We start from the raw sequence: 25,635 nt of genomic DNA, 5'->3' as shown, positions 1-25,635 counted from the left end.
ATCGGCCGACAATTTTAGTGGTCATTAAAGTGAGAAAGCATGGGGCCTGGCTGAAATCGCAGGGACCCGCCGTTCAGGGTCCCGCCGAGCCGGTGGAAAGGCCGTCGAGCCAGCGGCGGGCCTGCGCGGCGGACCGGAGGTGGATCGCCGTGACGCCGGGATGCGCGGCGAGCAGCGCGCCGGTGCGCAGCCTCCGCTTGGCATGCCCGGACCACGCCCAGCGGATCGGATGCTCCGGGTCCAGCCAATCCCGGAAACCCTCCCGGTTGCCGTTCCACAGTTCACGCCGCGTGGCGGCCCGGACCAGAGAGCGCCGCAGCACACGGCCCATGACGGTACGGCGCGGCAGGTCGAGCCAGATCACGGTGTCCGCCCGCTCCCAGAGCAGACTCCCCAGCCGGGAACGGTACTGATCCTCGGTCACCCAGCGAGGCCCCGCCGAGAACGCCGCCACCTCGGCCTCGAACTCCGGCCGCGGCGTCCAGCCCGGCCCGTGGTGCAGAGCGTCAAGCTCGAACCGGGGCAGGCCGAGCAATGCGGACAGCGCGGTCGCCAGGGTCGTCTTCCCCGCTCCCGAAACGCCGGACACCAGCACCCGCTCCATCGCCCCCGCCTCGATTCACCCCCGTGGGGCGAAACATCCCCGCCCTATCGTACGGCGGAGCGTCCCGGCGTCCGGGCGATGCCGACCGGTTCCCGTCGCTCACCCCGGAACGGTGTGGGCACCGGCAAGACCCACCCGGATCACCGGTCGCCGGCCTGGGGCGATCCGGGCGAAGGAAGCCCGCCGCGCACCGGCCTCGGAGGTCGCTGCGGCGTTCTGATGGGCGGAAGCTGACGCTCCTGCGGGTCTTCCTTCTTGCCTTCCTTGCTCACACCCCCACTCTTCCCCACCAGGACGATCACGTATCGAGGCCGCGCCGGAATCCCCCCGATCGGGCTACCCGCGTGATCCGGCCGGAGACGTCGACCGAACGGCATGACCGGTCCCGGCAGAGCCGTCCAAGATTCACGAACGAAAGAACTCGTCCTCCGGCTCGGCTCCCGGACGACGTCTTCGCCCGCCTGGGCACCGGATCGACCGTCCGCAGCGGTCGCATCGGCACCGGGCCGGCGGACGCCCGTACCGGCTCGTCGTCGGCCGGAAGGACGGCCCCGCCGCGTGGGCGCCGGACGGCCCGGGCAAGAATGGACGGGGGACGGTGACAGGGCCTCCTCCCGCCGGGCGGCGCGGCACCGGCGGCGGCAGGCCGAAGGGGACCACACGTGAGCGATCTCTCCTATCCCGCATGGTGCCAGGCGATCGGCTCCCGGGAGTCGGCGCCGGAGCCGCTGTTCAGCGAGTGGCTGCGCGAGAGCGGGGAACCCGACTGGACCGAGGTGGTCACCCACCCGTTCGCGGTCGCCATGGCGCGGGGCGAGGCCGACATGCGCCGGTACCTGGTTCAGGACTTCCAGTTCGTGGACGTCTTCACCGCGCTGCTCGGCGCGGCGGTGGCGACCGCGGACACCTTCGAGGCGAGGGTTCCGTACGGGCGGTTCCTCGGGCAGATCGTCACCGACACCGAGCGAAGCTACTTCCACCGGGCGCTGTCCGCGCTCGGCGCGACCGAGGCCGAGCTGACCGACCCGCCGCTGGAGCCGGTGACGGCCGCGTTCCGGGATCTGATGCACGAGGCCCGGCTCTCCGGGGAGTACGCGCCGATCGTCGCGGTGCTGTGCGTGGCCGAGTGGTGCTACCTCGGCTGGGCGGATCGGGCGGAGGCCCCGCTGCCGGTGAACTTCCTCTACCGGGAGTGGATCGAGTTGCACCGGGGGCCGGAGTTCACCGCCTGGGTGGGCTTTCTCCGGGGCGAACTCGACCGGCTCGGCCCGGCCTTGGACGAAACCGGCCAGGCTCGGGTCCGCGACTTCTTCCAGCGGGCCGTCGCCTTGGAACGCCGCTTCTTCGACATGGCCGCCGACGTGGAATGACCTCCGGCCGGCGGACTAGGACCGGGACTCGATGAGGATCGGCTCCTCGGTGACCGTGATCACATCTCCCGGCCGGACGGCCTCCGTGGTGCCGTCCAGCCGGCGCACCGCGCGGACGCGGGGGCCGGCCGTGGTCTCGGCCGTTCCGCCGATCGTCCAGCGGATCGTCGCCTCGTGATGGTCTCCGGGCTTGGCGACGACGACCTCGCACTGCCAGACGTTTTCCGGCAGGTTGACGGCCGTCCCGTGGCCGCATGACCGGCTTTCGGCGTGAACCAGCCATCGCTGCAGTTGCTCCACCGCCAGCGCGGCGCGGGTGGGGACTCCTCCCACCGCTTGCAGGACAATCGGGATCTTGGTGCCGCCCCAGTTGTAGAAGTACATGCGTTCGAGGTTGAAGTCGCGCGCGTACAACCCGGTGAGAAAGAAGCGCACGGCGTGGTTCCGGGCTCTGGTCTCGTCCAGCGACCCCTGCAGCGGAATCGAGTAGGTGGTGCCGGTGTTCCACAGCCGGGGATGGATACCGGCCTGGTGGAACGTGCGGTCGACGGTGGTGACGAGTTCCAGCATGCTTTCCGGTGGGTCGGACGGGGTGCGCTGGTGAAGCTTGATCCCGGCGACGTCGCAGTAACCGTATCCACCGAGCGCGGCGAACCGCTGAAGCGTCCGACGGCCTTCGTCGGTCCACAGCTGCCCCATACCGGGGCACACCAGGGTCGCTTCGGGGTCCGCCGCCCGAATGATCCGGCTGGCTCGACGCGTCATCTCCACCAGGCTTTCCATGGTGCCCGCGTAGAATCGCCGATCGTTGGCCAGCACCCACAGCTCGTAGGCCTGGACGCGCCCTCGGTAGCGCTTCGCCACCGCGCGCACGAATGCGTCCCAGTCGTTCAGGTTGTCCGGCGGCGCCGCTCGCGAGCCGTCCGGGTAGGGGCCCAGGGGACCTGCGGGACTGGCCCACGCGGGAGTGCCACCCATGACGAAAAGCACGGGGAGCCCGGCCTTTTCCGCTCCGTCGATCTGCCGGTCAAGCACCGACCAATCGAACGCGCCCCGCTCCGGCTGGATCTCCGCCCAGCGTGTCCCGCTGTCCCACAGGCGCACCGCGCCGACCCGGAACGTCGGCATGGCCCCGGTCGCGCTGTTGAGGGTGACACCGAAGAGCGTGCGCGGCACGGGCGCCTCGGGCAGGGTCCACGAGGGGCCGTTCACCCATTGCGGCGTCTGCCGGACAGGTTGCCGCGCGGGCGATGTGCTCGCCGTCAGGACGGACGCGCACAGGATCACCAGTCCCATTCCGAGGAATGTGACTCCCTGTCGCACGTCGACGTACCTGGATCGCCACGGGATCACGCCGCTCGCCGACGGCTCCGGAGCCCTCCCGGCCGTCTCCCGGTCCAGCGGGTCCCGTCCCGTGACCCGCCGATCCAGGGCCTTCTCGGCGGAGCCGACCTCATCGGGCTCTGCGGCATGTCGCGCCAGAGTGAACGTCGGCGTTCCCGTACCCCCGTGTTCCAGAGAGGCGATCGCGTGCGCCCAGCGCCCGTACAGCTCGTCCAGCTCGGCCTTGCTCGCACCACACGCTTTGGCGATGCGCTCCACCGTTCCATAGGTGTCCGGCACGATCTCGCCGCGGCAGTATCGGTGCACCGTGGATCGGCTCAACCCGGTGCGGCGCCCCAACGCCTCGTAACTGCGGCCGCTGCGCTGCTTCAGCTCGGAAAGCAATTCGGCCAGATCTTCCGCCGACGCTCTTCCCACCTCTCATCCCCCTTGATCCGGAATGGTGGAGCATCTTAGGTCGACACGAAGAATTAAAGTGACCCAGGGAATGCGGACACAAGGGTTTTATGCCGCGAGTGGGAGCTTAGCGGCCTTTCTGGTGTTGCGGTTCGAAATCCAGCTGTCCCGGCTTTGTCGTGGGCGTCCGGTCGGATGGTGCTCATGACTGCTCATGACGTCGCCCGCCTGCTGCCCGGCATCCCGGTGCTCCGTGACGTATGCCGGTCCTGGAGGGTCTGATGCCTGCCCTGCCCCACCATTCGTCGTCGCTGCCGCCGGTGTGCAGCCGCGCCTGCTCGGCTTCGACCACGCGGCCGTGTTCGGCGTCGCTTGAGCATATTCTGGACGTGTAGTATCCAGGATGTGCAGATGAGTGAGGGTGTGGAGTGGGCGCTGCACAGCTGCCTGGTTCTGGCCTGGGCCGAGCCGGGGGAGAGTGTGAAGGCGGCCAAACTGGCGGCGATCTACGACCTGCCCTCGGCGTATCTGAACAAGCAGTTGCAGGCGTTGGCGCGGGCGGGCATCGTGGTCTCGATCTCCGGTCCGAGGGGCGGCTTCCGCCTGGCACGGGGGCTCGGGGACATCACGGTGCTGGATGTGGTGACCGCGATCGAGGGGCCGCAGGAGGCCTTTCGCTGTCGGCAGATTCTCCGGCACGGCCCTGGGGGCAAGGAGGGGGTGGACTACGGCAAGGCGTGTGCCGTGTCGCAGACGATGCGCCGTGCCGAGCTCGCCTGGCGGCGGGAGCTGGCGGGGAGGACGCTCGCCGACCTCAAGGCCGAGGTGGAACGCCAGTCCCCGCGCACGCCCGCGGTGACCCGCGACCGTTTGGCCGACCTGTAGGACATCTCACGGTGAGGGGTGTCCCTTTTCGGAAAAATCTGGATATCTAATATCTGAAATAGAGAGGAAATCTCATGGAAGCTCGGATGAGCAACATCTATAAGCTCGCCCCCGGTGGGGCCCAGGCGATGCTCGCGATGGAGAAGTTCCTGGGGAACGGTGTTGTGCCGCACGCCCTGCTGGAGTTGATCAAACTGCGGGCCAGCCAGATCAACGGGTGCGGCCTCTGCGTGGACATGCACTCCCATCAGGCGCATGAGGCGGGGGAGAGCAACGAACGGCTGTGGGCGGTGGCGGCCTGGCGTGAGGCGCCGTACTTCTCCGACCGGGAGAGGGCGGCCCTGGCGCTGACCGAGGCGGCGACGCGCCTGGCCGACAACCCGGAAGGCGTGCCCGACGGGGTCTGGGACGAGGCCGCCCGGCAATTCTCCGAGGAGGAGCTGGCCGTGCTGGTGATGGCCATCGCCGCGATCAACGCGTGGAACCGGATCAGTGTGACCACGCGCCAGATCGCCGGCTCCCACCACTGACCTGGCGAGGCGCCCCTGCGGGATGGCGGTGTGCGGCCGGGGCGCCGAGGTCGCGGATGACCTGGGGTGAGTCGCGGACGGAGGGCCGCGGCCTCGGTCCGCCGGACCAAGGCCCACCGCAGCGGGAGCGCCCGCGTGACGGTCAGGTAGGTGCCGGCTGTGATCAGCCGTTACCAACTACCAGGAGGATACGGCGACAAAATTGCCGATTGGTGATTATTGATGATGGTCAATAATAGGAGTGGCACATATAGGGTTTGTGTGCATGATGAATTGTGTCCTAAAACGGATATGAGAGGACTTTAATCGCTTTCTCATGATTTGCTCATCCGGGAAAGTGACTTTTGGTGCAGAGCAGCCCTCCCTCCAGCCCCGAACTGGGGCGTTCCTCACATTCCACCCCTGGAGTACGCATGAGGAAGACCTCTGCCATCGTGTCCCTCCTCACCACCACCGTCCTCGCCCTGTCCGCCGGAACGGCCCCCGCCGCCTTGGCCCGCGTGGCCTACCTCGCCCCCGACACCACGTGTAACGCGCCCATCGGCGCGGTCACCGTGCCCGGCAAACTCGTCGTGCCGGCCGGCGCCACCTGCACCCTCACCGGCACCTCGATCCTGGGCGCCGTGGAGGTCGGCATCGGCTCCACCCTGCTGGCCGCCGACATCGACGTCGCCGGCGGAGTCCTCTCCGACCGGCACCGGTTCGTCTCGATCACCGCCGGTACCGTCATCCAAGGCCAGAGCAAACTGTTCAAGGGCGGCGGCGTCACGATCGCCGACTCGTCCGTCTTCGGCGGCCTGGACGTCTACGACAACACGGTTCGCCCCGACATCAGGCGTGTCGGCTCCGGCAACGCCGGTGTCCTCGTCACGAAGAACCAAGGCGGCGCGCTCGTGTGGAACACCGAGGCCAACGGCGGTCTCACGGTGTCCCTGAACTTCGGCGGCCCCACCTCGGTGGCGTCCAACCGGGCCGGTGACGGCATCAAGATCGAGAGCAACTCGGGCGGTGTCTCCGTGGTCTCCAACACCGCCCTCGACAACCTCGACATCGGCAAGAACCTCGGCGGCACCGAGATCTCGAACAACGTCTCCCACGACAACATCAACTGCGTCGACAACGTCCCCGCCCCCACCGGCGGCGGCAACGTCGGCGGAGCCGACGGCAACGGCGCCAAAACCGGCCAGTGCGCCGCACTGTGACAGGCGGCACCAAGGTCGGTAGGCCCTGACAGACGACAAGCCGATCGCGAGGGCGGCAACCTCCTCAGAAAGACGCCGCCCTCACCCAACCGCTCATCTTCCGGGACCCGGTCGGCCCAGCCCGTCAACCTGTCGGGACCCGCCCGGCAGGCAAGCCCTGATCCGGTCGACGTCGCCTCGCTCCGCGGGCGGCAGCGGCGCCCCGACCGACTCCCGGCGGGCCTGCGCCGCCGCCAGCAACCGCGCAGCCTCCTCCGGGTCCCCTTCCAGCGCGGCGACCCCCGCCAGCCCCTCCTCCGCCAGCGCGATGGAGCGGGGGTCGCCGATCGCGCGGGCCGCGGCGAGCCCTTCGAGATGGAGTGCCTTGGCCCGCGGGGCGTCGCCGCGCAGCTCGGCCGTGAAGCCGAGCTCGGCCAGGATGAGGGTCACGCCGTAGAACGGCACCCCGCGGGAGTCGGCGAGGCGGCGGTTCCACTCCAGGGACTCGTTGAAGAGACGTTCCGCGGTGTCCAGATCTCCGGTGCGGCGGGCGACCAGCCCGAGGCCGACCCGCGCGAACTCCTCGGCGAAGCGGTGCGACTGCTCGGTCGCCACTCGCAGCCCCCGCTCGTGGAACTCCGCGGCCTCGGCGAGGTCACCGTTGAGCAGCGCGATTCTACCCAGGCTGGACAGCCGGTAGGACACATCGGTCCACAGCCCCAGCCCCTCGGCGATGCGCAGCGCCTCGCGGTGCAGCCTCCCCGCCCGGTCGTGGTCACCGGCGATCTCCGCCGCGTAACCCAGCTGGTCGGTGGCCTGCAGCCGTCCCCACCCGTCGCCGAGCCCGGTGAACAGACGCAGCCCCTCCGCGCCGTCCCGCTCGGCGGCGCCGAGATCACCGTGGAACACGGCCAGCTTGGCCCGGCTCACCAGCACCGCCGCCTGCCCCCATGGGTCGCCTGCCACACGGAAACCGGCCTCGGCCTCGTCGAGCAGCGGTACGGCGGAGGCGACGTCGCCCAGATGTAAATGGGAATGCGCCACGAACCAGCGCGACCAGGCGTCGGGAAAATCCGCCACCTCGACCCGCTCGGCCCCCGCCAGCAAGGCGAACGCGGCGGCATACGCCGAGCCCGGGCTCACCGCGGCAAGGTAGCGGTGGCCCTCACCGTGCCTGCCGCGCAGATACCAGTACCAGACCAGAGCACGCGCCAGACGCGCGGACGGGGCGACGGCGCGCAGGTTGAGCACCTCGTCGTCGAGCCGCCGCAGCCAGTCCCGCTGCGCGGGTCCGGTGAGGTACGGTACGGCCCGCTCGGCCAAAGCCAGGTAGTGGTCGTCCCTGCGCTCGAACGCCGGATCGTCACCGTCGAGACGCGAAAGGCAGTAGCTCGCGATGCTCTCCAGCAGCCGGTACCGAGGCGGCTCCGCGACCACCATCGAACGGTTGACCAGCTGATCCAGCAGGTCGAAATCAACGCCGACCGCTTCGGCGGCCTCCGCCGTACACCCGCCGGGGTGGACGGCGAGGGCGCACAGGGCGGCCTGCTGGGCGGGGTTGAGCTGCTCCCAGCTCCACTCGATCATCGCTTGGAGCGTCCGCTGGCGAGCGGGCAGGCCGCGGCTCGCGCCGGCCAGAAGCCGGAACCGGTCGTCCAGCCTCTCGGCGACACCCCGCACCCCGAGGGCACGCACGCGGGCCGCGGCCAGCTCCAGCGCCAGCGGCAGGCCGTCGAGCCGGACGCAGATCGTCTCCACGTGGGGAGCGGTCTCAGCCGTGAGGGAGACGGCGGCGCGGGCCGCGAACAGGCGGACGGCGTCGGGGAGCGCGAGCGGCGCCACCGTGTGCACGGCCTCACCGGGGACGGCGAGCGGCTCCTGGCTGGTGGCCAGGACACGGAGGCGGGGCGCGGTCCGCAGCAGCAGGGCGGCGAGTTCGGCGGCCGGCTCGACCAGGTGCTCGCAGTTGTCGAGCACCAGCAGCAGCTCCCGCTCCCGAAGTCCGCCGGCCAGCCGGTACGGCAGGCCCTCGGGTGCCCCGCCCGCGGAATCCGTCTCGTCACGCACTCCGAGGACCGCGGCGACCACCTCGGCCACCGCCCCCACCCCGGAGCCGGCCGCCGGGACCGAGGCGCCCGCGAGTTCGACCAGCCATACGCCGTCCGCGAAGGGGAGTCCGTCGGCGGAGGCCAGGGCCAGGCGGGTCTTGCCGACCCCGCCCGGCCCGGTCAGGGTGACGAGTCTGGCGGAGCCGAGCAGGTCGCGCACCCGTTCGATGTCGTCCTGCCGTCCGACCAGCTCGGTGAGGGGTACGGGGAGGCTGGCCGGGCCGGGAGACGGGGGAGGGTGCGCGAGGCGGGGCACGGTGGCCAGCTCCGGGTCCTGCCGCAGGATGGCCTGGTGCAGCTCGGCCAGCTCAGGCCCCGGCGAGAGCCCCAGCTCCTCGTCGAGCAGCGTCCGCAGGTCCGTATAGGCGGCCAAGGCGTCGTTCTGCCGCCCGGAGCGGTAGAGCGCCCGCATGTGTGCGGCCCGCAGCCGTTCACGCAGCGGATACGCGGCCACCACGTCGCCCAGCTCGTCGGCGAGGCCGTCGTGTTCACCGAGCGCCAGCCGTACCTCCGCCCGCTCCTCCACCGCGGTCAGCCGCCGCTCCTCCAGGCGGGTGGCGGCGGCGCGGGCGAACTCCTCGTCGCGGAAATCGGCGTAGGCGGGGCCGCGCCACAGGGCGAGCGCATCCGTCAGCAGTGCGGCCTTCGCGGCCGGGTCCTCGGTGGCGCGGGCACGGTCGAGCAGGGCCGTGAAGTGGAGGGCGTCCACGTCGTCCGCGCGCAGCACGTACCCGGCCGGTTGGAAGAGCACCAGGGAACGGCCGTCCTCGCCCAGGGCGCGGCGCAGCTGGGAGACCTTGGTCTGCAAGGTGTTGACGGGATTGCCGGGAGGGTCGTCGCCCCACAGGTCGTAGGCGAGCCGGTCGGCGGGGACCGGGCGGCCCTCGTGCACGAGCAGGTCGGCGAGGAGCGCGCGGACCTTCACCTCGGGGACCCGTACGGGACGCCCGTCCGCGGTCCACACCGCCAGCGGGCCCAGCACACCAAATCGCACCAAGTCACGCTACCCGCAGCGAACCCCCAGTGGATCGTGCGCGGCCCTCGGCACAGTTGACCTCGTCCGGAAGAGCAGCACCCGCCAAGGAGCACGCAATGGTCACCACCCGTGAGATCCACCTCGCCTCCCGCCCCGCCGGAGAGCCGAGCCCGGCGAACTTCGACCTGGTCGTCGCAGAGCTGCCGGAACCCGGCGAAGGGCAGGTGCTGGTACGCAACACCTGGATGTCGGTGGACCCGTACATGCGCGGACGCATGGACGACGTCGAGTCCTACATCCCGCCGTTCCGGCTGGGCGCGGTCCTGGAAGGCTCGGCGGTCGGAGAGGTCGTCGCCTCGCGGTCGCCGCAGGTGCCGGTCGGAGCCACCGTCGTGCACTTCGCCGGCTGGCGGGAGCACGCGGTGCTCGACGACGCCGCCGTGACGGTCGCCGACACGGACCTCGCCCCCGCCGAGGCGTACCTGGGCGTTCTCGGCACCACCGGGTTGACCGCCTACGCGGCGCTGACCGAGGTGGCTCCGGTACGGCGGGGCGACGTCGTCTGGATCTCGGCCGCGGCCGGCGCCGTCGGCGGCGTCGCCGGGCAGCTCGCCCGCAAACTCGGCGCCGCCCGCGTGATCGGCTCGGCCGGCGGCCCGGTGAAGGCCGGGAAACTGGTGCAGGACTTCGGCTACGACGCGGCCATCGACTACCGCGCCGGGTCCCTCAGGGAGCAGCTCGCCCAGGCCGCCCCCGACGGCATCGACGTCTACCTCGACAACGTCGGCGGCGACCATCTGGCGGCCGCCCTCGACGCCCTGCGGCCCGGTGCCCGGATCGCCATGGTCGGCGCCATCAGCTCCTACAACGCCACCGAGCCCGTTCCCGGCCCCGCCAACCTGTTCCGGCTGGCCGCCAAGGACGCCTCCCTGCGCGGCATGCTGGTCAACACCTACTTCCCGCTCTTCCCCGAGTGGATCGGCAAGGCCGCGGGCTGGCTCGCCGACGGCTCCCTGTACACCGAACTGACGGTGGCCGAGGGCCTCGAACAGGCCCCCGCCGCCTTCCTGGACGTCCTGCGCGGCGGCAACGTCGGCAAGATGCTGGTGAGGCTCTGACCCACGATCCGGGATCCCGTGTTCTGCGATGAGAACGGCATGCCGGTCGTGGCCGCCTGCTTGTGATGTTCCGTCCCGGATGGCCATGTCCCTGACGCACAACCGAATGTCGATGATCGACCGTTCTCGTCCGCGGCGGATGTGCGGAAGCTGCTTTGGGTAACGTGACAGGTGCGGAGCGAGTGAACTCGACTGATCGCGCACCGTTCATTTCGATGGGCGGGGCCATGGTTCGCCCGTCCGAGGTTCACACCGACACCGGGCCCAGCACACCAAATCGCACCAGGTCACGCTACCCCCAGCGGATCGTGTGTGGCCCTCGGCACAGTTGACCTTGTCAGAAAGAGCAGCACCTGCCAAGGAGCACCCGATGGTCGCCACCCGTGAGATCCGCCTCGCCTCCCGTCCCGCCGGAGAGCCGAGCCCGGTGAACATCGACCTGGTCGCTGCGGAACCTCTCATGTCCGCCCCAGCTGCCACCTGCTTGCGCTGAGTGAGTTGACAGGTACTTAGCGAGCTGGTTAGCTTGATCTATCGCCCCATTGGACACGCGCCGGTGGGAACAGGCCTCGTCCGTAGGACGGGGCCTTGTATTTTTCACCAGGTCGCGGGTCGCCGTATTTCTCCACGGGCATCTGCCAGCTTTTCGGGAAACTGGCAGCCGGCCAGCACGGATTCGCGAATCTCGCGGAAGAACGTGGGGGAAACCGCCTCCAGTTCGATGCTCCGACGGCGAGTTGGATGCGGATTGACCACACCCACTCGAATACCGATCTCATGGCGTACCAGGCGAATCGGCTCGGCCAAGTCGGCGTCGTTGCTGATAACGATGGCTACCTCGCAATCCTGCCGGAACGCGTCTGCAAGCAGATGGGTCGCGAGGTTGACGTCTGACCCCTTCTCCTCAGTCTTGATGACCTCTACCGTCGCAGGACCTCCCGGGGGTGGGTGGGCTAGTCGCATTCGTGTCTTCTTCTGTTGGAATCTGCCCAAATGAATGCTGAGATGGGGGATTGTTGACAGGGCTCTCAGGTAGAAGCCTTGCTTGTTGGGTCCGTCGAGATCGTTGGGGCGAGCTGAGATCTTGGCGGTGAAGTACCGAATGCGGTGAATTTGGTGGTTAGGGGCCATTCGATGGGCAAGGGCATCGAGGTCTAGCCACTTGTGACGGGTCCCTTTTAGGCACCCGTAGAAGAGGTTGAACCCATCAACATAAACATTCGTAATCACACGGTAAAGATACAGTCACCAAGAGTTGAGTTGGAGCGCGTTTGTCAAGGGCCCCGGACCGGATCACCGCCTGAGCCGCGGCAGCCGTACAAGACTTGGAGGTCAGGGGTTGACGCGGTGGGTATGGCGGAGGGCTGTGGTGTCGGGGAGGACGTCGGCGGGGTCCTGTTTGTCGACGAGGAGGCGGCGCATCAGGGTGGCGATCTTGGGCATGGCGGACTCGCCGAAGCCGTGGCGGGTGATCTCCTGGGTGCCGATGCGCAGGCCCCGGGTGGGTTCGTCGGCGGCCTGGTAGGGGAGTTCGATGCCGCTGAGGTGGATTCCGCCCGCGGCCAGGCGCCGGGCCGCCTCGGCCCCGCCGCCGAAGTCCCGGGCGTCCACGGCGAGGTGGTGGGAGGCGGTCCAGCCGCGACCCGATCCGGCGAGGGTGAAGCCTTCGGCGTCGAGGGCGGCGGCGAGGGCGCCGGCGTTGGCCATGCAGCGGCGGGCGTAGTCCTGGCCGGTCGCCACCAGGTCGGCGGCGGTGACGGCGAGGGGGGCGAGCCTGCCGATGTCGTAGTTGGCGAGCAGGCCGGGGTAGGCGGCTCGGGAGACCCGCCGGGCGATGTCGTGGTCGGCGGTGACGATCGCGCCGCCGGGCGGTCCGCCGAAGGACTTGTAGGTCGACATGGTGATCAGGTGGGCGCCGTCCCGGAGCGGATCCTGGAACGCCTTCCCGGCGAGGAGGCCGGCGACGTGTGAGGCGTCGTAGACGAGGAGGGCGCCGATCTCGTCGCAGGCGGCGCGGACGGCGGCGACGTCGTGCGGGAAGAGCATGAGGCTGGCGCCGACGACGACGAGGGCGGGGCGTTCCAGGCGCAGCACGTGCGGGAGCCGCTCGTAGTCGAGGTCGATCCGCGCGGGGTCGTAGGGGAGGTCGACGACGCGCAGGCCGCGGATTCCGGCGGCGCCCTGGGCGTGGTGGCTGGCGTGCCCGTTGGCGTTCTCGGGGAGTACGGCGATCGTGTCGCCGGGCCGGGCGAAGGCGGTGTAGACGGCGAGGTTGCACAGGGTGGCGCTCTGCAGCCGTACTTCGGCGAACCGGCCGCCCATGACGTCGGCGACGAGGGTGGGGGCGAGGACCTCGAGGGCGTCGAGGTGGTCGAGTCCGGCTTGAAACTTCTCGCCGGGCCAGCCCATGGAGGGCCGGCTGGACAGCGCCGGGTCGTGGACGGAGCGCGCCCGGGCGGTCATGGTGTTGGTGCCCGCGTACAGGACGACGCCGTCTTCGTCGTAGGCGCGCCGGTGCGCCTCGATCGACTCCCGGACGGCGTCGAGGACGTCGCGTCCGGCGAGTGTGGTCTCCAGTTCACGCAGGCGGGCCTGGGCCGCGGCCGATGCCCAGGGGGCGACGCTGCTGAGGGTTTCCACGGTTCGCTCCTTCTCCGCCGCTTGTGCCGGGCGGGTTGCGGTCGACCGTATCCCTCCCCCCAGATATCCGACTACCGACTAGAAATAGGCATATTTCCAGCAAATGTCGGAATAGGTACCATCAGATGGTGATCGTCCAGGCAGCGCAGGAACTCCTCGAAGCCCTGGCGCTCGCGATCGGGCGCGGGGTGTCCATCGACAACCCCGAAGGACGGGTGATCGCCCACAGCGCCCACCACGGCGACGCCGACCCGGTACGGGCGGAGGCCGTCCTCTCCCGGACGGTCCCCGCCGAGGTCAGCCGCTGGCAGGACGCGCACGGCATCCGCAGGGCCACCCGCCCCGTCCACGTCGCCGCCAACCCCCGGCTGCGCATGTCGGCCCGGCTCTGCGTCCCGCTCCTGCACCGCGGCACGCGCCTGGGCTACCTGTGGCTCATCGAAGGCGACCGGCACCTCACCGTACCGGAACGGGAACGGGCGGTCGCCGACTCACAGGCCATCGCGGCGCTCCTCGGCGAAGGGCCGGGGTCGAGGTCGGGAAGCTCCGGCCTGCTCCGTACCCTCCTCACCGCAAAGGCTCCGGGACCCCGCGCCGAGGCCGAGGCGGCGCTGATCGCCCGTGGCGCGGTGGAACGGGACGGAGCCATCCGGATCGCCGTGGTCGAGGGCACGGCGGGGGACCCCGCCCGCGGCCTCGGCGACCGGGTGCCGGGGGTCGTCGCGCGGGCGGGCGTCGAACGCCACCTGGCCCTCCTGCTGTCGCCGGACGCCCGGCTTGCGACGCTGGCCGAGCGGTTCGTCCCCGGCCCGGGTGTCCGGGTGGGCGTCAGCGCCCTCCATCCGCGGCTGGCCGACGCCCGCCAGGCGCACCGCCAGGCCCTCGCCGCCGCCCGGGCCGTCCGCGCGGAACCCGGGCTCGGACCGGTCCTCGCCTGGGAGCGGCTCGGCGTCTACCGCCTCCTCGCCGAGTACGGCCACGGCGTCGTCACGGGCGATCCGCTCGACCGCCTGCGCGAGCGTGACGCCCGGGGCACCCTCCTCGCCACGCTGGAGCGCTACCTCGACACCGGCTGCGACGCGCAGGAGACGGCCCGCACGATGCACCTCCACCGGACCAGCCTCTACTACCGCCTGGGCCGGATCGAGGAGATCACCGGCCGGAGCCTGCGCGACGGCCGGGACCGCCTGGAGCTGCACCTCGCCCTGAAACTCGCCCGCTGGACCGGCGTCTGATGTCTCGCGCTCACCATGGGCCGTCGCAGGTCACCCTGATCGCGGCGTCGGTTCGGCCGGTACGGCCGGAGGCGGCTTGACCGTTGCGGCGGAGGCCGGTACTGGGCCCGGCGCAGCCCGTACCGTGCGGGTCCGGGTGACACGCGGGGGTGCGATGTCGGGGTGGGTGCGGTCCGGACCAGGTCCGCCGGGTTCGGCCGCGTCCGCCGTATCGGCCTGGTGATCGTTGCGTTGTGCGCACCCTCCGGGGGGTACAGACGACAACGATCATCTGCCGTATCAGGGGTTCCCAGAGGGGGGAAAGGTCGTGGCCCCCAAAGTGCGGAGGCCACGGCTGTCGTACCGGATATCAGGCGGTCAGCGGGTCAGGGCGTAGGCGCGGGTGATCGTCTGCTTGACGGTGGTGCCGGCGCGGTCGGCGGCGGCGGTGCGCAGGGTGACGAAGTCGCCGGCGGCGGGGTTGAGGACGAACGCGGTCCAGCCGTCGGCTGTCGGCAGGACCGGGATCGGCCACCAGGTGACGCCGTCGTCGGCCGACGCCTCGACCTGGATCGAGGTAACCCTCGCTTCAGGGACTCCCGGGGCGCGTTCGACGCGGAGGGGGATCGGGGTGAGGGTGCCTCGCCTGGCGCGGTTGGCGGTGTCCAGGCCGAGCGGGGTGTAGCGGACGGTTGTCAGTGGGAGCGGTGCGGCCGTGGCCGTACGGGCCGATCGGAACGTCCACGCCGTCTCGACCTTGGTGGACAGGGCACCGACACCGGGGTCGCGTCGGGCGACCGAGGTGAGGGTGTAGACGCCGCCGGCCGCGGGGAGCCGTGCGGTGAGCGAGCAACTGTACGGCTCCCAGTTGAGGCATTCGGTGTACTCGGTCCGGCCGAGGGTCTGCCCGTCCTCGGTGAGGGTGATCGTGCCGGTGGTGCGGGAGTCCGTGCTGGTCCGGCCGGGTGTGCCGTCGGCGAACAGGGATGTGTCCCGGTAGCGGAGTTCGTCGCCGGTCCGTGTCGCCGTGCGGGGCGCGGGACCGAAGACCGCGTTGTTCCAGACCTCGGTGTAGTGCCTGCGTCGCAGAGTCCGGTTCTGGTCTTCGGTGAACTGCCCGGTGTCATGGAAGAGCGTCGTCCCCCAGACGATGTCCTTCCCCGGAACGCGATAGTGGGTCAGGGTGCCGGGGAGCGGGAGGGCGGTCGCTTGAGGGAAGGCCGTGGGTTCGCCTGGAGCGTACGCCCGCGTGCCGACGAAGACGGTGCCGCCCGCCGGGTTGGTGCTCCGATAGGTGGCGGTGACCTTGGCGAGTTCGGTGGTCTTGGCGTTCATTGTCGGGTTGTCCGGGAGGCCACCCTGGTGGTGCTGGATCAGGTCGTATCGGTAGGGGCTGGGGTAGGTGTCCCGCTTCTGCCAGACCGTCCTGGCGCTGAACCCGGTTCCTGGGTACCGGCTGGGCAGGACGGAGATTCTGGTGTTCGGGGTCATCAGCCACATGTTGATGCTTTCGAACCAGAGCTTGCCGTTTCGCCGGTTGACGAACGTCAGGGCCAGTTCCGGGTTCGGGACGGCAGTCGGTTCGTCGACCGAGAACGTGATCTGCTTGCCCTTCCTCGCGTCCAGCACGAGCGGGGCGCCACCCGGTTCCACCCGGAAGGGGAGGTGCGCGAATGTGGTGCCCCGGTCGGATGGGGTGTAGATGGTGCTGTAGACGTTCCAATTCCCGAGGGGAAGCCGGGCGGTGATGCGGCCGGTTGAGGTCGGGAGGTCCACTCGCTCGCCGGTGGCCGGGTTGTAGAACTCGATGGAAGCCAGGGACGGGCCGCCGTCCGCGCCGATCGTCTCGATCACCTGGTCGTGGGATTCGGGTTCGACGTGGGCGCCGACCGGGGTTCGTACCGTGGCCTCGCCCGATCGGGCGACGAGCACACCGGCGTGGGTGCCCGCGCGTGACGCGGCGGGGTGGAGGGTGAACGTGACCGGTGCCTCACCCCCGGCGGGGACGGTCACCTCCCGGTCCGGGAGTTCCAGGAGCCCTTGCGGGAGCGGGGCGCCGGACTGCTCGACGGTCAGGTCCAGGGTGAGGGGCGTCGTGCCCCAGTTGCGGTAGACGACGGTCTTGGCGACCGGTCCGCCGGTGTGCGGCCAGGGGAACCGGGTGGAGAGGGTGGCGGGGGAGGCGGTGACGGTCTGGGTGGACGCTCGGGCCACGTCCACCCTTCCCGCGCCTTGTCCGAACACCCCGGCGTCCCCCTTATGCACGGCGCTGCCGATGAGCGCGGCTTTGAGCTGTTCGGCGGTCCAGGTGGGGTGGCGCTGGGCCAGGATCGCCGCCGCCCCCGCCACATGGGGCGCGGCCATGGAGGTGCCGAGCCGGGCGGTGTACGGGCCGGGGGCCGTGCCCGCCGCTGCGGCGGCGATGATGGCGACACCCGGGGCGGTGATGTCGGGTTTGATTGCTTTGTCCCAGTTGCGGGGCCCGGTGCTGGAGAAGTCGGCGAGGCCGTCGTTCTTGTCGACGGCGCCCACGGTGAGGGCGGCGTCCGCGCTGCCCGGGCTGGTCACCGACTGAGGGCCGTCGTTTCCTGCGGCGACCACGAACAGGGTCCCGGTCTCGGCGGTGAGGGCGTTGACGGCGTGCTCCAGCGGGTCGATCCCGGGTCTGTCGAATCCGCTGAGACTCATGTTGACGACCTTGGCCTTGACCTCGGTCGCGGCCCAGATCATCCCGGCCAGGACGGCGGATTCCGAGAAACCCCACGTACCGAGCTTGCCGATGGCCAGCTTGGCGCCGGGGGCGACTCCCTTGTGCCGGCCCCCGGAGGCCTGCCCGGATCCGGCGACGGTCGAGGCGACGTGGGTGCCGTGCCCGTCCCGGTCCCGGACATCGGGATCCTCGGGGTCGAAGCTCCTGGCCTGGACCACGGCGTCGCGCAGGTCGGGGTGGGTCGGATCGTAGCCGGTGTCCAGGACCGCGACGGTGACCCCTTCCCCGGTGAGGCCTTGGGCCCAGGCGGTGGGGGCGCCGATCTGGGGGACACTCCGTTCCAGGGCGGGAGCGCGTTTCCCGTCGAGCCAGAGCTTGGTCACCCCGCCGACAAGGGTCTTGGCGCCGGTGGAGGCGCCCAGGCTCTTCCAGGCCTCGGTCACCCGGCTCTTGGGCAGGTGGGATGAGGTGAGTCCGAGCCCGGTGAAGGACATGGCGTCCTCCGCGGCCTTCAGCGGCGGGGCGGCGGTCTTGACGTTCGACTGGACGATCACCGGGATGTCGTCGCGCCGGTCGTCCCCGTATCCCCAGGCGAGCAGCTGGGTGACGTCGAACAGCCGCTCGTCGAGCAGGCCCCGGGCGAGCGGCTCCCGGGCGTCGGAGGGGATCACGTGCAGGTGGCCGTCCCGCCACCGCTGGGTGAAGGTGACGCTACGGCCCTTCCCCGGCGTGATCTTCGTCTGGGGTGGCCCGTCTTGCGGACCGGGCAGGACGGTGACGCGGTCCCCGGTGATCAAGGTGATGTCGCCGTGCCCCGGGACGGCGGGCGCCTTCCCGGAGACCGGGGCGCCCGGGCCCGCGGGTCCGGGCGGCGTCCCCGGTCCGGCATGGACGGGTGGGGCGGCTGTGACGAGTCCCGTAAGGATCGCCACCGCGAGTGTGGTGGGTCCGGCTTTGTACCGCATCGATCGCCTTTCGGCTCGGCGGCCGGGGTTTCCCGGCCCGCTCCGGCCGACCGAGCCGGAGCCCGTCAGGCCGAACCTCGCCGATCGTCCGGTACGGGCGGAGCCGTCGTGGCCGGTGGACGGGGTGGCGGCGCCCGGTCGATCAGAGAGTCCTGCCCCGGTTGTCCCTCCGGCTCGATCGCTCTCGCACCCCCGTCATGCGAGGCGTGTGAATCACGCAGCCGCCATCATCAACGACTCGATATCGCTTCATAAATGGATTTCAGTAACGATATGGATTTATATGGTATTTATATATATGTGACATATGGCGACTGTATAAAAAGCTCTATAATGGGGCGAATGATGGAATCTGTGCAATATCGCGGTAAGTGACAGCGGCTCCGGTCGGAGCGGTGGCGGGAAGTTCGACGGGTCCGACGGGATTCTCAAGATTTGCCGTGGTGAAAGCCGCAGGGCCACGGAACGATTCGGACAGCCGTGGTCCCGGAATCCGGCGGCCACGGCTGTCGTACCGCTGTCAGACGATCACGGGGTCAGGGCGTAGGCCCGGGTGATCGTCTGCTTGACCGTGGTGCCCACGCTGTCGACGGCGACGGTCCGCAGTGACACGAACCGGCCCGAGGCCGGGTTGGGGGAGAACGCGGTCCAGCCTCCCGGGAAAGGGACGACCGGGATCGGCCGCCATGTGGCGCCGTCGTCGCTCGACGCCTCGACTCTCAGCGAGGTGACCTTCGCCGCCGCGGCACCGGGGGCGCGTTCGACGCGGAGTGCGATCGGGGTGCGGGTTCCGTGCTTGGCGCGGTTGGCGATGTCCAGGCCCAGCGCGATGTGCCGGACGATCGCCAGCGGAAGCGGGGTGGCCGTGGCCGTCCGCGCGGAGGTGAAGGTCCAGGCCGCCTCGATCCGGGTGGACAGGGCGCTGACCGCGGGGTTGCGGTGTGCGGTGGTGGTGAGGGTGTAGACGCCGCCGCCGGGCGGGAGTTGCGCGGTGACGGTGCAGGTGTTGTCCGGGAACCAGCGATGGCATTCGGTGAACTCGGCCCGGCCGAGGGTGAGCCCGTCCTTGGCCAGGACGACGGTGCCGGTGAGGGAGGCGTCGTCGCCGTACCGGCCGGGCGTGCCGTCGGTGAACAGCGAACTGGCCGTGTAGCGGAGTTCGTCACCGGTCCGGATCGATTCGCCGGCGCGAAGGGCCGGTCCGATGACGGCGTTGTTCCACGGCTCGGTGTAGTTCCTCCGCCGAACGGTCCGCCCGGCGTCCTCGATGGTGTGCCCGTCCTCGTGGCTGAGCCACGAGCTCCAGACGATGCCGTCCCCGGGGACGCGGTAGTGGATCAGGGTGCCGGGAACCGGCACGGCCTCCGGGAAGCTGAACGACGACGGCTCGCCGGGGGCCGTGGCCTGCACACCGATGTCGGCGGTGCGGTCGTCCGGTGCCGTGCTCCGGTAGACGGCGGTCACCTTGGCCAGCTCCGCGGTCCTGGCCGCCAGGGTAGGGTCGGCGGGCAGGCCTCCCCGATGGTGCTGGACCAGGTCGTAGCGGTAGGGACTGGGGTTCGCGCCCCGCTTGTGCCAGACGGTGCGGAGACTCAATCCGACTCCGGGTTGCCGGCTCGGCAGGACGGAGATCTTGGCGCGCAAGCCCGGATTGTAGATCATCATGACCTGGCTCCACGTCTTGTCACCCTGACGGTTCGCGATCGTCACGGCCAGGTTCTCGTCCCGGACGGCCGTCGGCTCGTCGACGGAGAACCTCACTTCACGGGCCTGCCGCGCGTCAAGCACCAGGGGGGCATCGCCCGGCGTCACGCGTAAGGGAAGGTGGAGGAGGGTGCTGTCCAGACCCGAATCCGTGAAGATCTCCCCAAAGGCGTTCCACTCCCCGACAGGCAACCTGGCGGTGGCGCGTCCGCCTGCGACGAGAATCCGTTCGCTCTCATCCGTGACCAGGTTGTAGATCGTGATGAAGGCCGACCCGGGACGGCCGTCCGGGCCGATCACCTCGATCCGCTGGTCGTGGGACTCGGGCTCGACGTGGACGCCGAGCGGGGTCCGTACCGTGGTCTGTCCCGACCGGGCGACGATCACACCGGCGTACGCACCCGTCGGTACCCCGGCGGGGTTGAGGGTGAGGGTCACCGGTGCCTCTCCCCCGGCGGGGACGGTCACCTGCCGGGTCGAAACCTCCGCCAGCCCCTGCGGCAGGGAGCCCTCCAGCGTCAGATCCAGAGCGAGCGGAGCCGCGCCGGAGTTGCGGTAGACGACGGTCTTGGCGACCGGACCGCCGGTCTGTGGCCAGGGCAGCGTGGTGGAGAGGGTGCCCGGCTCGGCGACGACCGGCTGGGCGATCGCGCGGGCCACGTCCACCCGCCCGGCACCCTGCTCGAAGGCACCGGCGCCGACACTTGGGACGGCGCTGCCGACGAGTGCGGCTTTGAGCTGTCCGGCGGTCCAGGTGGGGTGGCGCTGGGCCAGGATGGCCGCCGCCCCGGCGACGTGCGGAGCGGCCATGGAGGTGCCTCGGTAGGCGACGTACGGGCCCGGGGCCGTGCCCGCCGCCGCGGCGGCGGTGATGTCGACTCCGGGTGCGGTGATGTCAGGTTTTACCGCCTTGTCCCAGTTGCGCGGCCCGGTGCTGGAGAAGCCGGCGAGCCGGTCGTCGGGGTCGACGGCGCCGACGGTGAGCGCGGCGTCGGCGCTGCCCGGGCTGCTGATCGACCGGGGACCGCCGTTGCCTGCGGCGACGACGAACAGGGTGCCGTGCTGGGCGGTGAGGGTGTTGACCGCGTGCTCCACCGGGTCGATCTCGGGGCCGTCGGGACCGCCGAGGCTCATGTTGACGACCTTGGCCTTGACCTCGCCGGCGGCCCAGGTCATTCCGGCCAGGAGGACGGAGTCGGTGAACGACCGATCGCCGAGTTTTCCGATGGCGAGCCTGGCGCCCGGGGCGACCCCCTTGTGCCGGCCGTCGGAGGCCTGCCCGGATCCGGCGACGACCGAGGCGACGTGGGTGCCGTGCCCGTACCGGTCGTAGGCGTCGGGGGAGTCCGGATCGAAGTTCCTGGCCTGGACGACGGCGTCGCGCAGGTCCGGGTGGGCCGGATCGTAGCCGCTGTCCAGCACCGCGACCGTCACCCCGTCCCCGGTGAGTCCCTCGGACCAGGCGGTGGGGGCGCCGATCCGGGGGACGCTGCGGTCCAGGACGGGGGTGCGTTTCCCGTCCAGCCAGAGCTTGGTCACCCCGCCCGCCAGGCTCTTGGCGGTGACGGAGGTCCCCAGGCTTTCCCAGGTCGCGGCCGTCTGCTTTTTGGGCAGGCGTGCGGCGGAGAGCCCGAGTCCGGGGAAGGAGCCGGTCCCCTCCGCCGCCGTCAGGCGAGGGGTCGCGGCCGTGGCGTCGGACTGGACGATCACCGGGATGTCGTCGCGGTGGGCGTCCCCGTATCCCCAGGCCAGCAGCTGGGTGACGTCGAACAGTCGCTCGTCCAGCAGACCGCGGCCGATCAGCGGCAGGGCGTCGGAGGGGATCACGTGCAGGTGGCCGTCCCGCCACCGCTGGGTGAAGGTGACCGCACGACCCTCGCCCGGTGTGATCCGCGCCGGGGGCGGACCGTCCTTGGGGCCGGGCAGGACGGTGACCCGGTCACCGGTGATCAGGGTCACGTCCCCGTGCTTCGGGGCGTCGGCCGACCGCCGGGGGCCGTCGGCCACGCCGGGATTCCCGGGTTCGGCGTGGGCTGAGGGTGGCGGTGTCGTGACGACGCCGGCGGTGAGCAGCGTGGCGAGCGCGGCGATTCCGGCTCTGAGTCTCATCGGTGCCTCTCGATCGGATTGGGCAATGGTTGCCGGGCGCCGGAACGAATGACTCGCGTGGTGCGGCGGAGACGGTGAGCGCCAGGCGCAGCCCGTATCGTGCTGGTCTGGGCGGTTTATGGAGGTGCCAGATCGGAGTATGTACGTCGCCTTGTCCCACGCGGTCGGCTCACGCCGTCGCGGCGGCCGCCGGAAGGAGCCGCGGACCCTGCGGCTCCTTCAAGGGTCATGAGGCCAGGGCGTAGGCCCGGGTGATGGTCTGCTTGACCGTGGTGCCCGCGCGGTCGACGGCGACGGTGCGGAGGGAGACGAAGTCCCCCGCGGCGGGGTTGAGGACGAACGCGGTCCAGCCGCCGGGCGAGGGGAGGACCGGGATTCGCCGCCAGGTGGCGCCGTCGTCGGCGGACGCCTCCACGGTGAGGGTTCGGACGGCTGGGGCGGGGGAACCCGGGACCCCTTCGACCTGCAACGGGATCGGGGTGAGGGTACCGGCCCGGGCGCGGTTGAACTGGTCGAGGCCCATCGGCCGGTAGCGCACGGTCATCAGCGGGAGTGCCTGCGGCCGTTCGGTGCGGGAGGAGCGGAAGGTCCAGGCCGTCTCCGTCGCCGTGGACAGTCCCCCGGCTCCGGGGTTCCTTTGGGCGGCGGTGGTGAGGGTGTAGACGGCTTCGCCGGGTGGGACCGAGGTCTTCAGGGTGCAGAATTCCAGGAACATCATGCAGCTGGTGAACTCGATCCGGCCGAGGGTCTGCCCGTCCTTGGTGAGGGTGGCCGTGGCCTGGAGTCCCCAGTCGTTGCTGTACCGCCGGGGAGACCCGTCGGCGAAGAGTGAGCTCGGAATGTACCGGAGTTCGTCGCCGGTACGGGTGGAGTGGCCGGGCCGGAGTGCGGGGCCGAAGGCCGCGGTGGGCCACACCTCGGTCGAGTTCCCGTGGCGCCTGGCCCGGGCGACCTCATAGGTCTGGGTCCTGGACTCGCGGTCGGTCAACGCCGACTGCCAGGCGAGTGCCTGGCCCGGGGTGCGGTAGTGGATCAGGGTTCCGGGCAGGGCCACCCGGGTGGACACCTGGTCCAGGCGGGTCCCCATGATCAGCCCCGACCCCAGCAAGCCGGTTCCGGCGGTGGGGAGGACGCGCCGGAAGGTGACCTCGCTCTTGGCCAGGTCGGCGGTCTTCGCGGCGTAGACCGGGTCGGGGATGCCTCCCTCGTGGTACTTGACCAGATCGTAACGGTAGGGGCTGAGCACGGCCCCCTGCTGCTGCCAGGTGGTCCAGGCGGCGAAGGCGACCCCGGGTTGCGTGACCGGAATGACGCCGAGGAGCGTGTTGGCGTCGCGCCCGAAGATGCCCGTGCCGTAGGACCAGGATGTGCCGTCCTGCCGGTCGGCGATCGCGAACGAGATGAAGTTGGCCGGGATCGCGGTCGGCTCGTCCACTGAGAAGGTCGCCGGCCTGACCTGTTTCCCGTCCAGGACGACGGGCGCGGCGTCGGCCTCCGCCCGGAACGAGCGGTACGCCGTGATGAACCGCCGGAGTTCCCGCGAGAAGAGCAGGGGCACCAGGATCCACGCTCCCGCGGTCAGCCGGGCTTGGGCTTTGCCGTCCCGTAGCCACACCTCCATCTGTTCACGCGTGGCCGGATTGTAAAGGGTGGCGGATCCGGAGGTCCGGTCGGTGCTGAGGCCGGTCACCTGCACGGTCACGTTGTAGGACTCGGGTTCGACATGGGCGCCGACCGGGGTCCGCACCGTGACCTCGCCCGATCGGGCGACGAGCACGGCGGCGTAGGCACCCGTCGGCACCCCGGCGGGGTTGAGGGTGAACGTCACCGGTGCCTCACCCCCGGCGGGCACGGTCACCTGCCGGACCGGGAGCTCCAGAAGCCCGTCCGGCAGCGGGCCGCCGGATTGTTCCACGGTCAGGTCCAGGGTGAGGGGTGCCGTGCCGGAGTTGCGGTAGACGACGGTCTTGGTGACCGGCGTTCCGGACTGTGCCCAGGGGAGCACCGTCGAGAGGGTACTCGGGGAGGCGGTCACCGGCTGGGCGATCGCGCGGGCCACGTCGACCCGTCCGGCGCCCTGGGCGAAGACCCCGGTGCCCGCGGTGGGTACGGCGCTGCCGATGAGGGCGGCTTTGAGCTGCTCGGCGGTCCAGGTGGGGTTTCGCTGGGCCAGGATCGCCGCCGCCCCCGCCACATGGGGAGCGGACATCGAGGTGCCGCTCATCGGCGTGTACGGGTCGGGGGCCGTGCCCGCCGCCGCGGCGGCGATGATCTCGGAACCCGGCGCGGTGATATCGGGTTTGACGGCCTTGTCCCAGTTGCGCGGTCCGGTGCTGGACCAGTCGACAAGCCGGTCGGCGGGGTCGACGGCGCCCACGGTGAGCGCGGCGTCGGCGCTGCCCGGGCTGGCGATGGACCGGGGGCCTTCGTTGCCGGCGGCGATGACGAACAGAGTGCCGTGCTGGGCGGTGAGGGTGTTGACCGCGTGTTCCAGCGGGTCGATCTCCGCTCCGTCGGAGCCGCCGAGACTCATGTTGACGATCTTCGCCTTGACCTCGGTGATGGCCCAGAGCATCCCGGCCAGGATTTCGGAGTCGGGCATGCCCATTTCATCGCCGACCTTGGCGACGGCGAGTCTGGCCCCGGGCGCGACTCCCCGGTTCTTGCCGGATGAGGCCTGGCCCGATCCGGCGAGGATGGAGGCGACGTGGGTGCCGTGTCCGTTGGGGTCGGCGTCGGGCGGTGCGCCCGGTTTGAAGCTCTTGGACTGGACGACCACGTCACGCAGGTCGGGGTGGGTGGCGTCGTAGCCGGTGTCCACCACGGCCACGGTCACGCCTTCCCCGGTGAGGCCCTGGGCCCAGGCGGCGGGGGCTCCGATCTGGGGGACGCTGCGTTCCAGGGTGGGCTGCCGCTTTCCGTCCAGCCAGAGCTTGGTGACCCCGCCTGCCAGGGTCTTGGCGTCGGCCGAGCCGCCGAGGCCCGTCCAGGTCTCGGTCGCCTGGTTCTTGGGCAGGCGGGAGGAGGCCAGCCCGAGCCCGGCGAAGGCCCGGGTGTCCTCCGCGGCCTTCAGGCGAGGGGTCGCGGCCTTGGCGTCGGACTGGACGATCACCGGGATGTCGTCGCGCTGGGCGTCCCCGTATCCCCAGGCCAGCAGCTGGGTGACGTTGAAAAGCCGTTCGTCCAGCAGGCCGCGGGCGATCGGCGACATCGCGTCGGAGGGGATGACGTACAGGTGGTCGTCCCGCCGCCGCTGGACGAAGGTCACGTCACGACCCTTCCCCGGGACGACCTCCTCCACCTGGGGCGAGCCCTCTGCGGGGCCGGCCGCGACGGTGACGCGGTCTCCCGTGATCAGGGTGACGTCGCCGTACTTCGGCACGTCGGCCGGTTTTCCGGCGGTCCGGGGTGCGCTCGGTTTCCCGGGGTCGGCGTGGACGGAGGATGGGGGTGTGAAGACGCTTGCGGCGACCACCACCGCGAGTGCGGCGATTCCGGTTTTACATCTCATCTGGTGCCCTTCGGCTCGGCGGGCGGGGATCACCCCGTCCGCTCCGGCCGACCGAGCCCGAGTACGTCGGGCGGGAACCCCGCTGACCGTCCGGTACGGGCGAAGCCGTCAAGGCCGGTGGACGGGGCGGCGGCACCTGGTCGATCACGGTGTCCTGTCGCGGTTGTCCCTCGGGCTCGATCGTCCTCGCACCCCCGTCGCGCGAGACGTGTGAATCACGTTGGCGTCATGATCATCGAATTGCTCCTATTTATCGCCGCGTTCCATTGA

At 70.5% G+C, this 25,635-nt stretch carries 15 protein-coding genes; 7 read left to right on the top strand and 8 right to left on the bottom strand.

Features of this window, described 5'->3' with window-relative positions; all coding sequences use genetic code 11:
* Positions 1-73: 73 nt before the first annotated feature.
* Entirely contained in the window at positions 74-604 is a 531-nt protein-coding gene (locus RUR_RS21470) for a P-loop NTPase family protein (RefSeq protein ID WP_283136895.1), read from the bottom strand.
* Between the two features lie 662 nt (positions 605-1,266).
* On the opposite strand from RUR_RS21470, the gene RUR_RS21465 reads away from it, so the two are divergent.
* Entirely contained in the window at positions 1,267-1,974 is a 708-nt protein-coding gene (locus RUR_RS21465) for a TenA family protein (RefSeq protein WP_283136894.1), read from the top strand.
* A 15-nt stretch (positions 1,975-1,989) separates the two neighbouring features.
* Here the strand turns inward: RUR_RS21465 and RUR_RS21460 are convergent, their stop codons facing one another.
* The gene (locus RUR_RS21460; protein WP_283136893.1) at positions 1,990-3,735 is read right to left on the bottom strand and encodes a helix-turn-helix domain-containing protein; all 1,746 of its coding nucleotides are present in this window, start codon (positions 3,733-3,735) and stop codon (positions 1,990-1,992) included.
* A gap of 390 nt (positions 3,736-4,125) precedes the next feature.
* On the opposite strand from RUR_RS21460, the gene RUR_RS21455 reads away from it, so the two are divergent.
* From RUR_RS21455 to RUR_RS21445, 3 genes are all read left to right on the top strand, one after another.
* The gene (locus RUR_RS21455; protein WP_283136892.1) at positions 4,126-4,599 is read left to right on the top strand and encodes an RrF2 family transcriptional regulator; all 474 of its coding nucleotides are present in this window, start codon (positions 4,126-4,128) and stop codon (positions 4,597-4,599) included.
* A gap of 86 nt (positions 4,600-4,685) precedes the next feature.
* A complete protein-coding gene (locus RUR_RS21450) occupies positions 4,686-5,129 on the top strand; it encodes a carboxymuconolactone decarboxylase family protein (RefSeq protein WP_283136891.1) in 444 nt (147 codons plus the stop codon).
* A gap of 413 nt (positions 5,130-5,542) precedes the next feature.
* Positions 5,543-6,331, top strand: a complete 789-nt coding sequence (locus RUR_RS21445) for a hypothetical protein (RefSeq protein WP_283136890.1) — start codon at positions 5,543-5,545, stop codon at positions 6,329-6,331.
* A 93-nt stretch (positions 6,332-6,424) separates the two neighbouring features.
* Here RUR_RS21445 and RUR_RS21440 read toward each other — a convergent pair whose 3' ends face one another.
* Positions 6,425-9,412 carry an AfsR/SARP family transcriptional regulator gene (locus RUR_RS21440; protein WP_283136889.1) on the bottom strand — a complete coding sequence of 996 codons (2,988 nt, stop codon included), beginning with the start codon at positions 9,410-9,412 and terminating at the stop codon, positions 6,425-6,427.
* A 98-nt stretch (positions 9,413-9,510) separates the two neighbouring features.
* On the opposite strand from RUR_RS21440, the gene RUR_RS21435 reads away from it, so the two are divergent.
* Together RUR_RS21435 and RUR_RS21430 are read left to right on the top strand one after the other, a co-directional pair.
* Positions 9,511-10,512: an NADP-dependent oxidoreductase gene (locus RUR_RS21435; RefSeq protein WP_283136888.1), complete on the top strand. Its 1,002-nt coding sequence runs from the start codon at positions 9,511-9,513 to the stop codon at positions 10,510-10,512.
* A 370-nt stretch (positions 10,513-10,882) separates the two neighbouring features.
* Entirely contained in the window at positions 10,883-11,005 is a 123-nt protein-coding gene (locus RUR_RS21430) for a hypothetical protein (protein ID WP_283136887.1), read from the top strand.
* A gap of 104 nt (positions 11,006-11,109) precedes the next feature.
* On the opposite strand, the gene RUR_RS21425 is transcribed toward RUR_RS21430, so the two are convergent.
* Together RUR_RS21425 and RUR_RS21420 are read right to left on the bottom strand one after the other, a co-directional pair.
* A complete protein-coding gene (locus RUR_RS21425) occupies positions 11,110-11,742 on the bottom strand; it encodes an NYN domain-containing protein (protein WP_283136886.1) in 633 nt (210 codons plus the stop codon).
* 102 nt (positions 11,743-11,844) lie between these two features.
* Entirely contained in the window at positions 11,845-13,152 is a 1,308-nt protein-coding gene (locus RUR_RS21420; protein WP_283136885.1) for a serine hydroxymethyltransferase, read from the bottom strand.
* A gap of 128 nt (positions 13,153-13,280) precedes the next feature.
* Here RUR_RS21420 and RUR_RS21415 point away from each other — a divergent pair, with 128 nt between their 5' ends.
* Complete coding sequence (locus tag RUR_RS21415) at positions 13,281-14,387, top strand: PucR family transcriptional regulator (RefSeq protein WP_283136884.1); 1,107 nt, start codon at positions 13,281-13,283, stop codon at positions 14,385-14,387.
* Positions 14,388-14,744: 357 nt separating this feature from the next.
* Here the strand turns inward: RUR_RS21415 and RUR_RS21410 are convergent, their stop codons facing one another.
* The 3 genes from RUR_RS21410 to RUR_RS21400 form a co-directional block, all read right to left on the bottom strand.
* Positions 14,745-18,041, bottom strand: coding sequence for a S8 family serine peptidase (locus RUR_RS21410; RefSeq protein WP_283136883.1), 3,297 nt, complete (start codon positions 18,039-18,041; stop codon positions 14,745-14,747).
* Between the two features lie 528 nt (positions 18,042-18,569).
* Positions 18,570-21,854 carry a S8 family serine peptidase gene (locus RUR_RS21405; protein ID WP_283136882.1) on the bottom strand — a complete coding sequence of 1,095 codons (3,285 nt, stop codon included), beginning with the start codon at positions 21,852-21,854 and terminating at the stop codon, positions 18,570-18,572.
* Between the two features lie 226 nt (positions 21,855-22,080).
* The gene (locus RUR_RS21400; RefSeq protein WP_283136881.1) at positions 22,081-25,365 is read right to left on the bottom strand and encodes a S8 family serine peptidase; all 3,285 of its coding nucleotides are present in this window, start codon (positions 25,363-25,365) and stop codon (positions 22,081-22,083) included.
* Between the last annotated feature and the right edge of the window lie 270 nt (positions 25,366-25,635).

It is taken from the genome of Rhizohabitans arisaemae, from assembly GCF_025996515.1.
Taxonomy (GTDB): domain Bacteria; phylum Actinomycetota; class Actinomycetes; order Streptosporangiales; family Streptosporangiaceae; genus Rhizohabitans; species Rhizohabitans arisaemae.
Note: the sequence above shows the minus strand (reverse complement) of the source record. Positions and strands in the feature narration are given on the sequence as shown.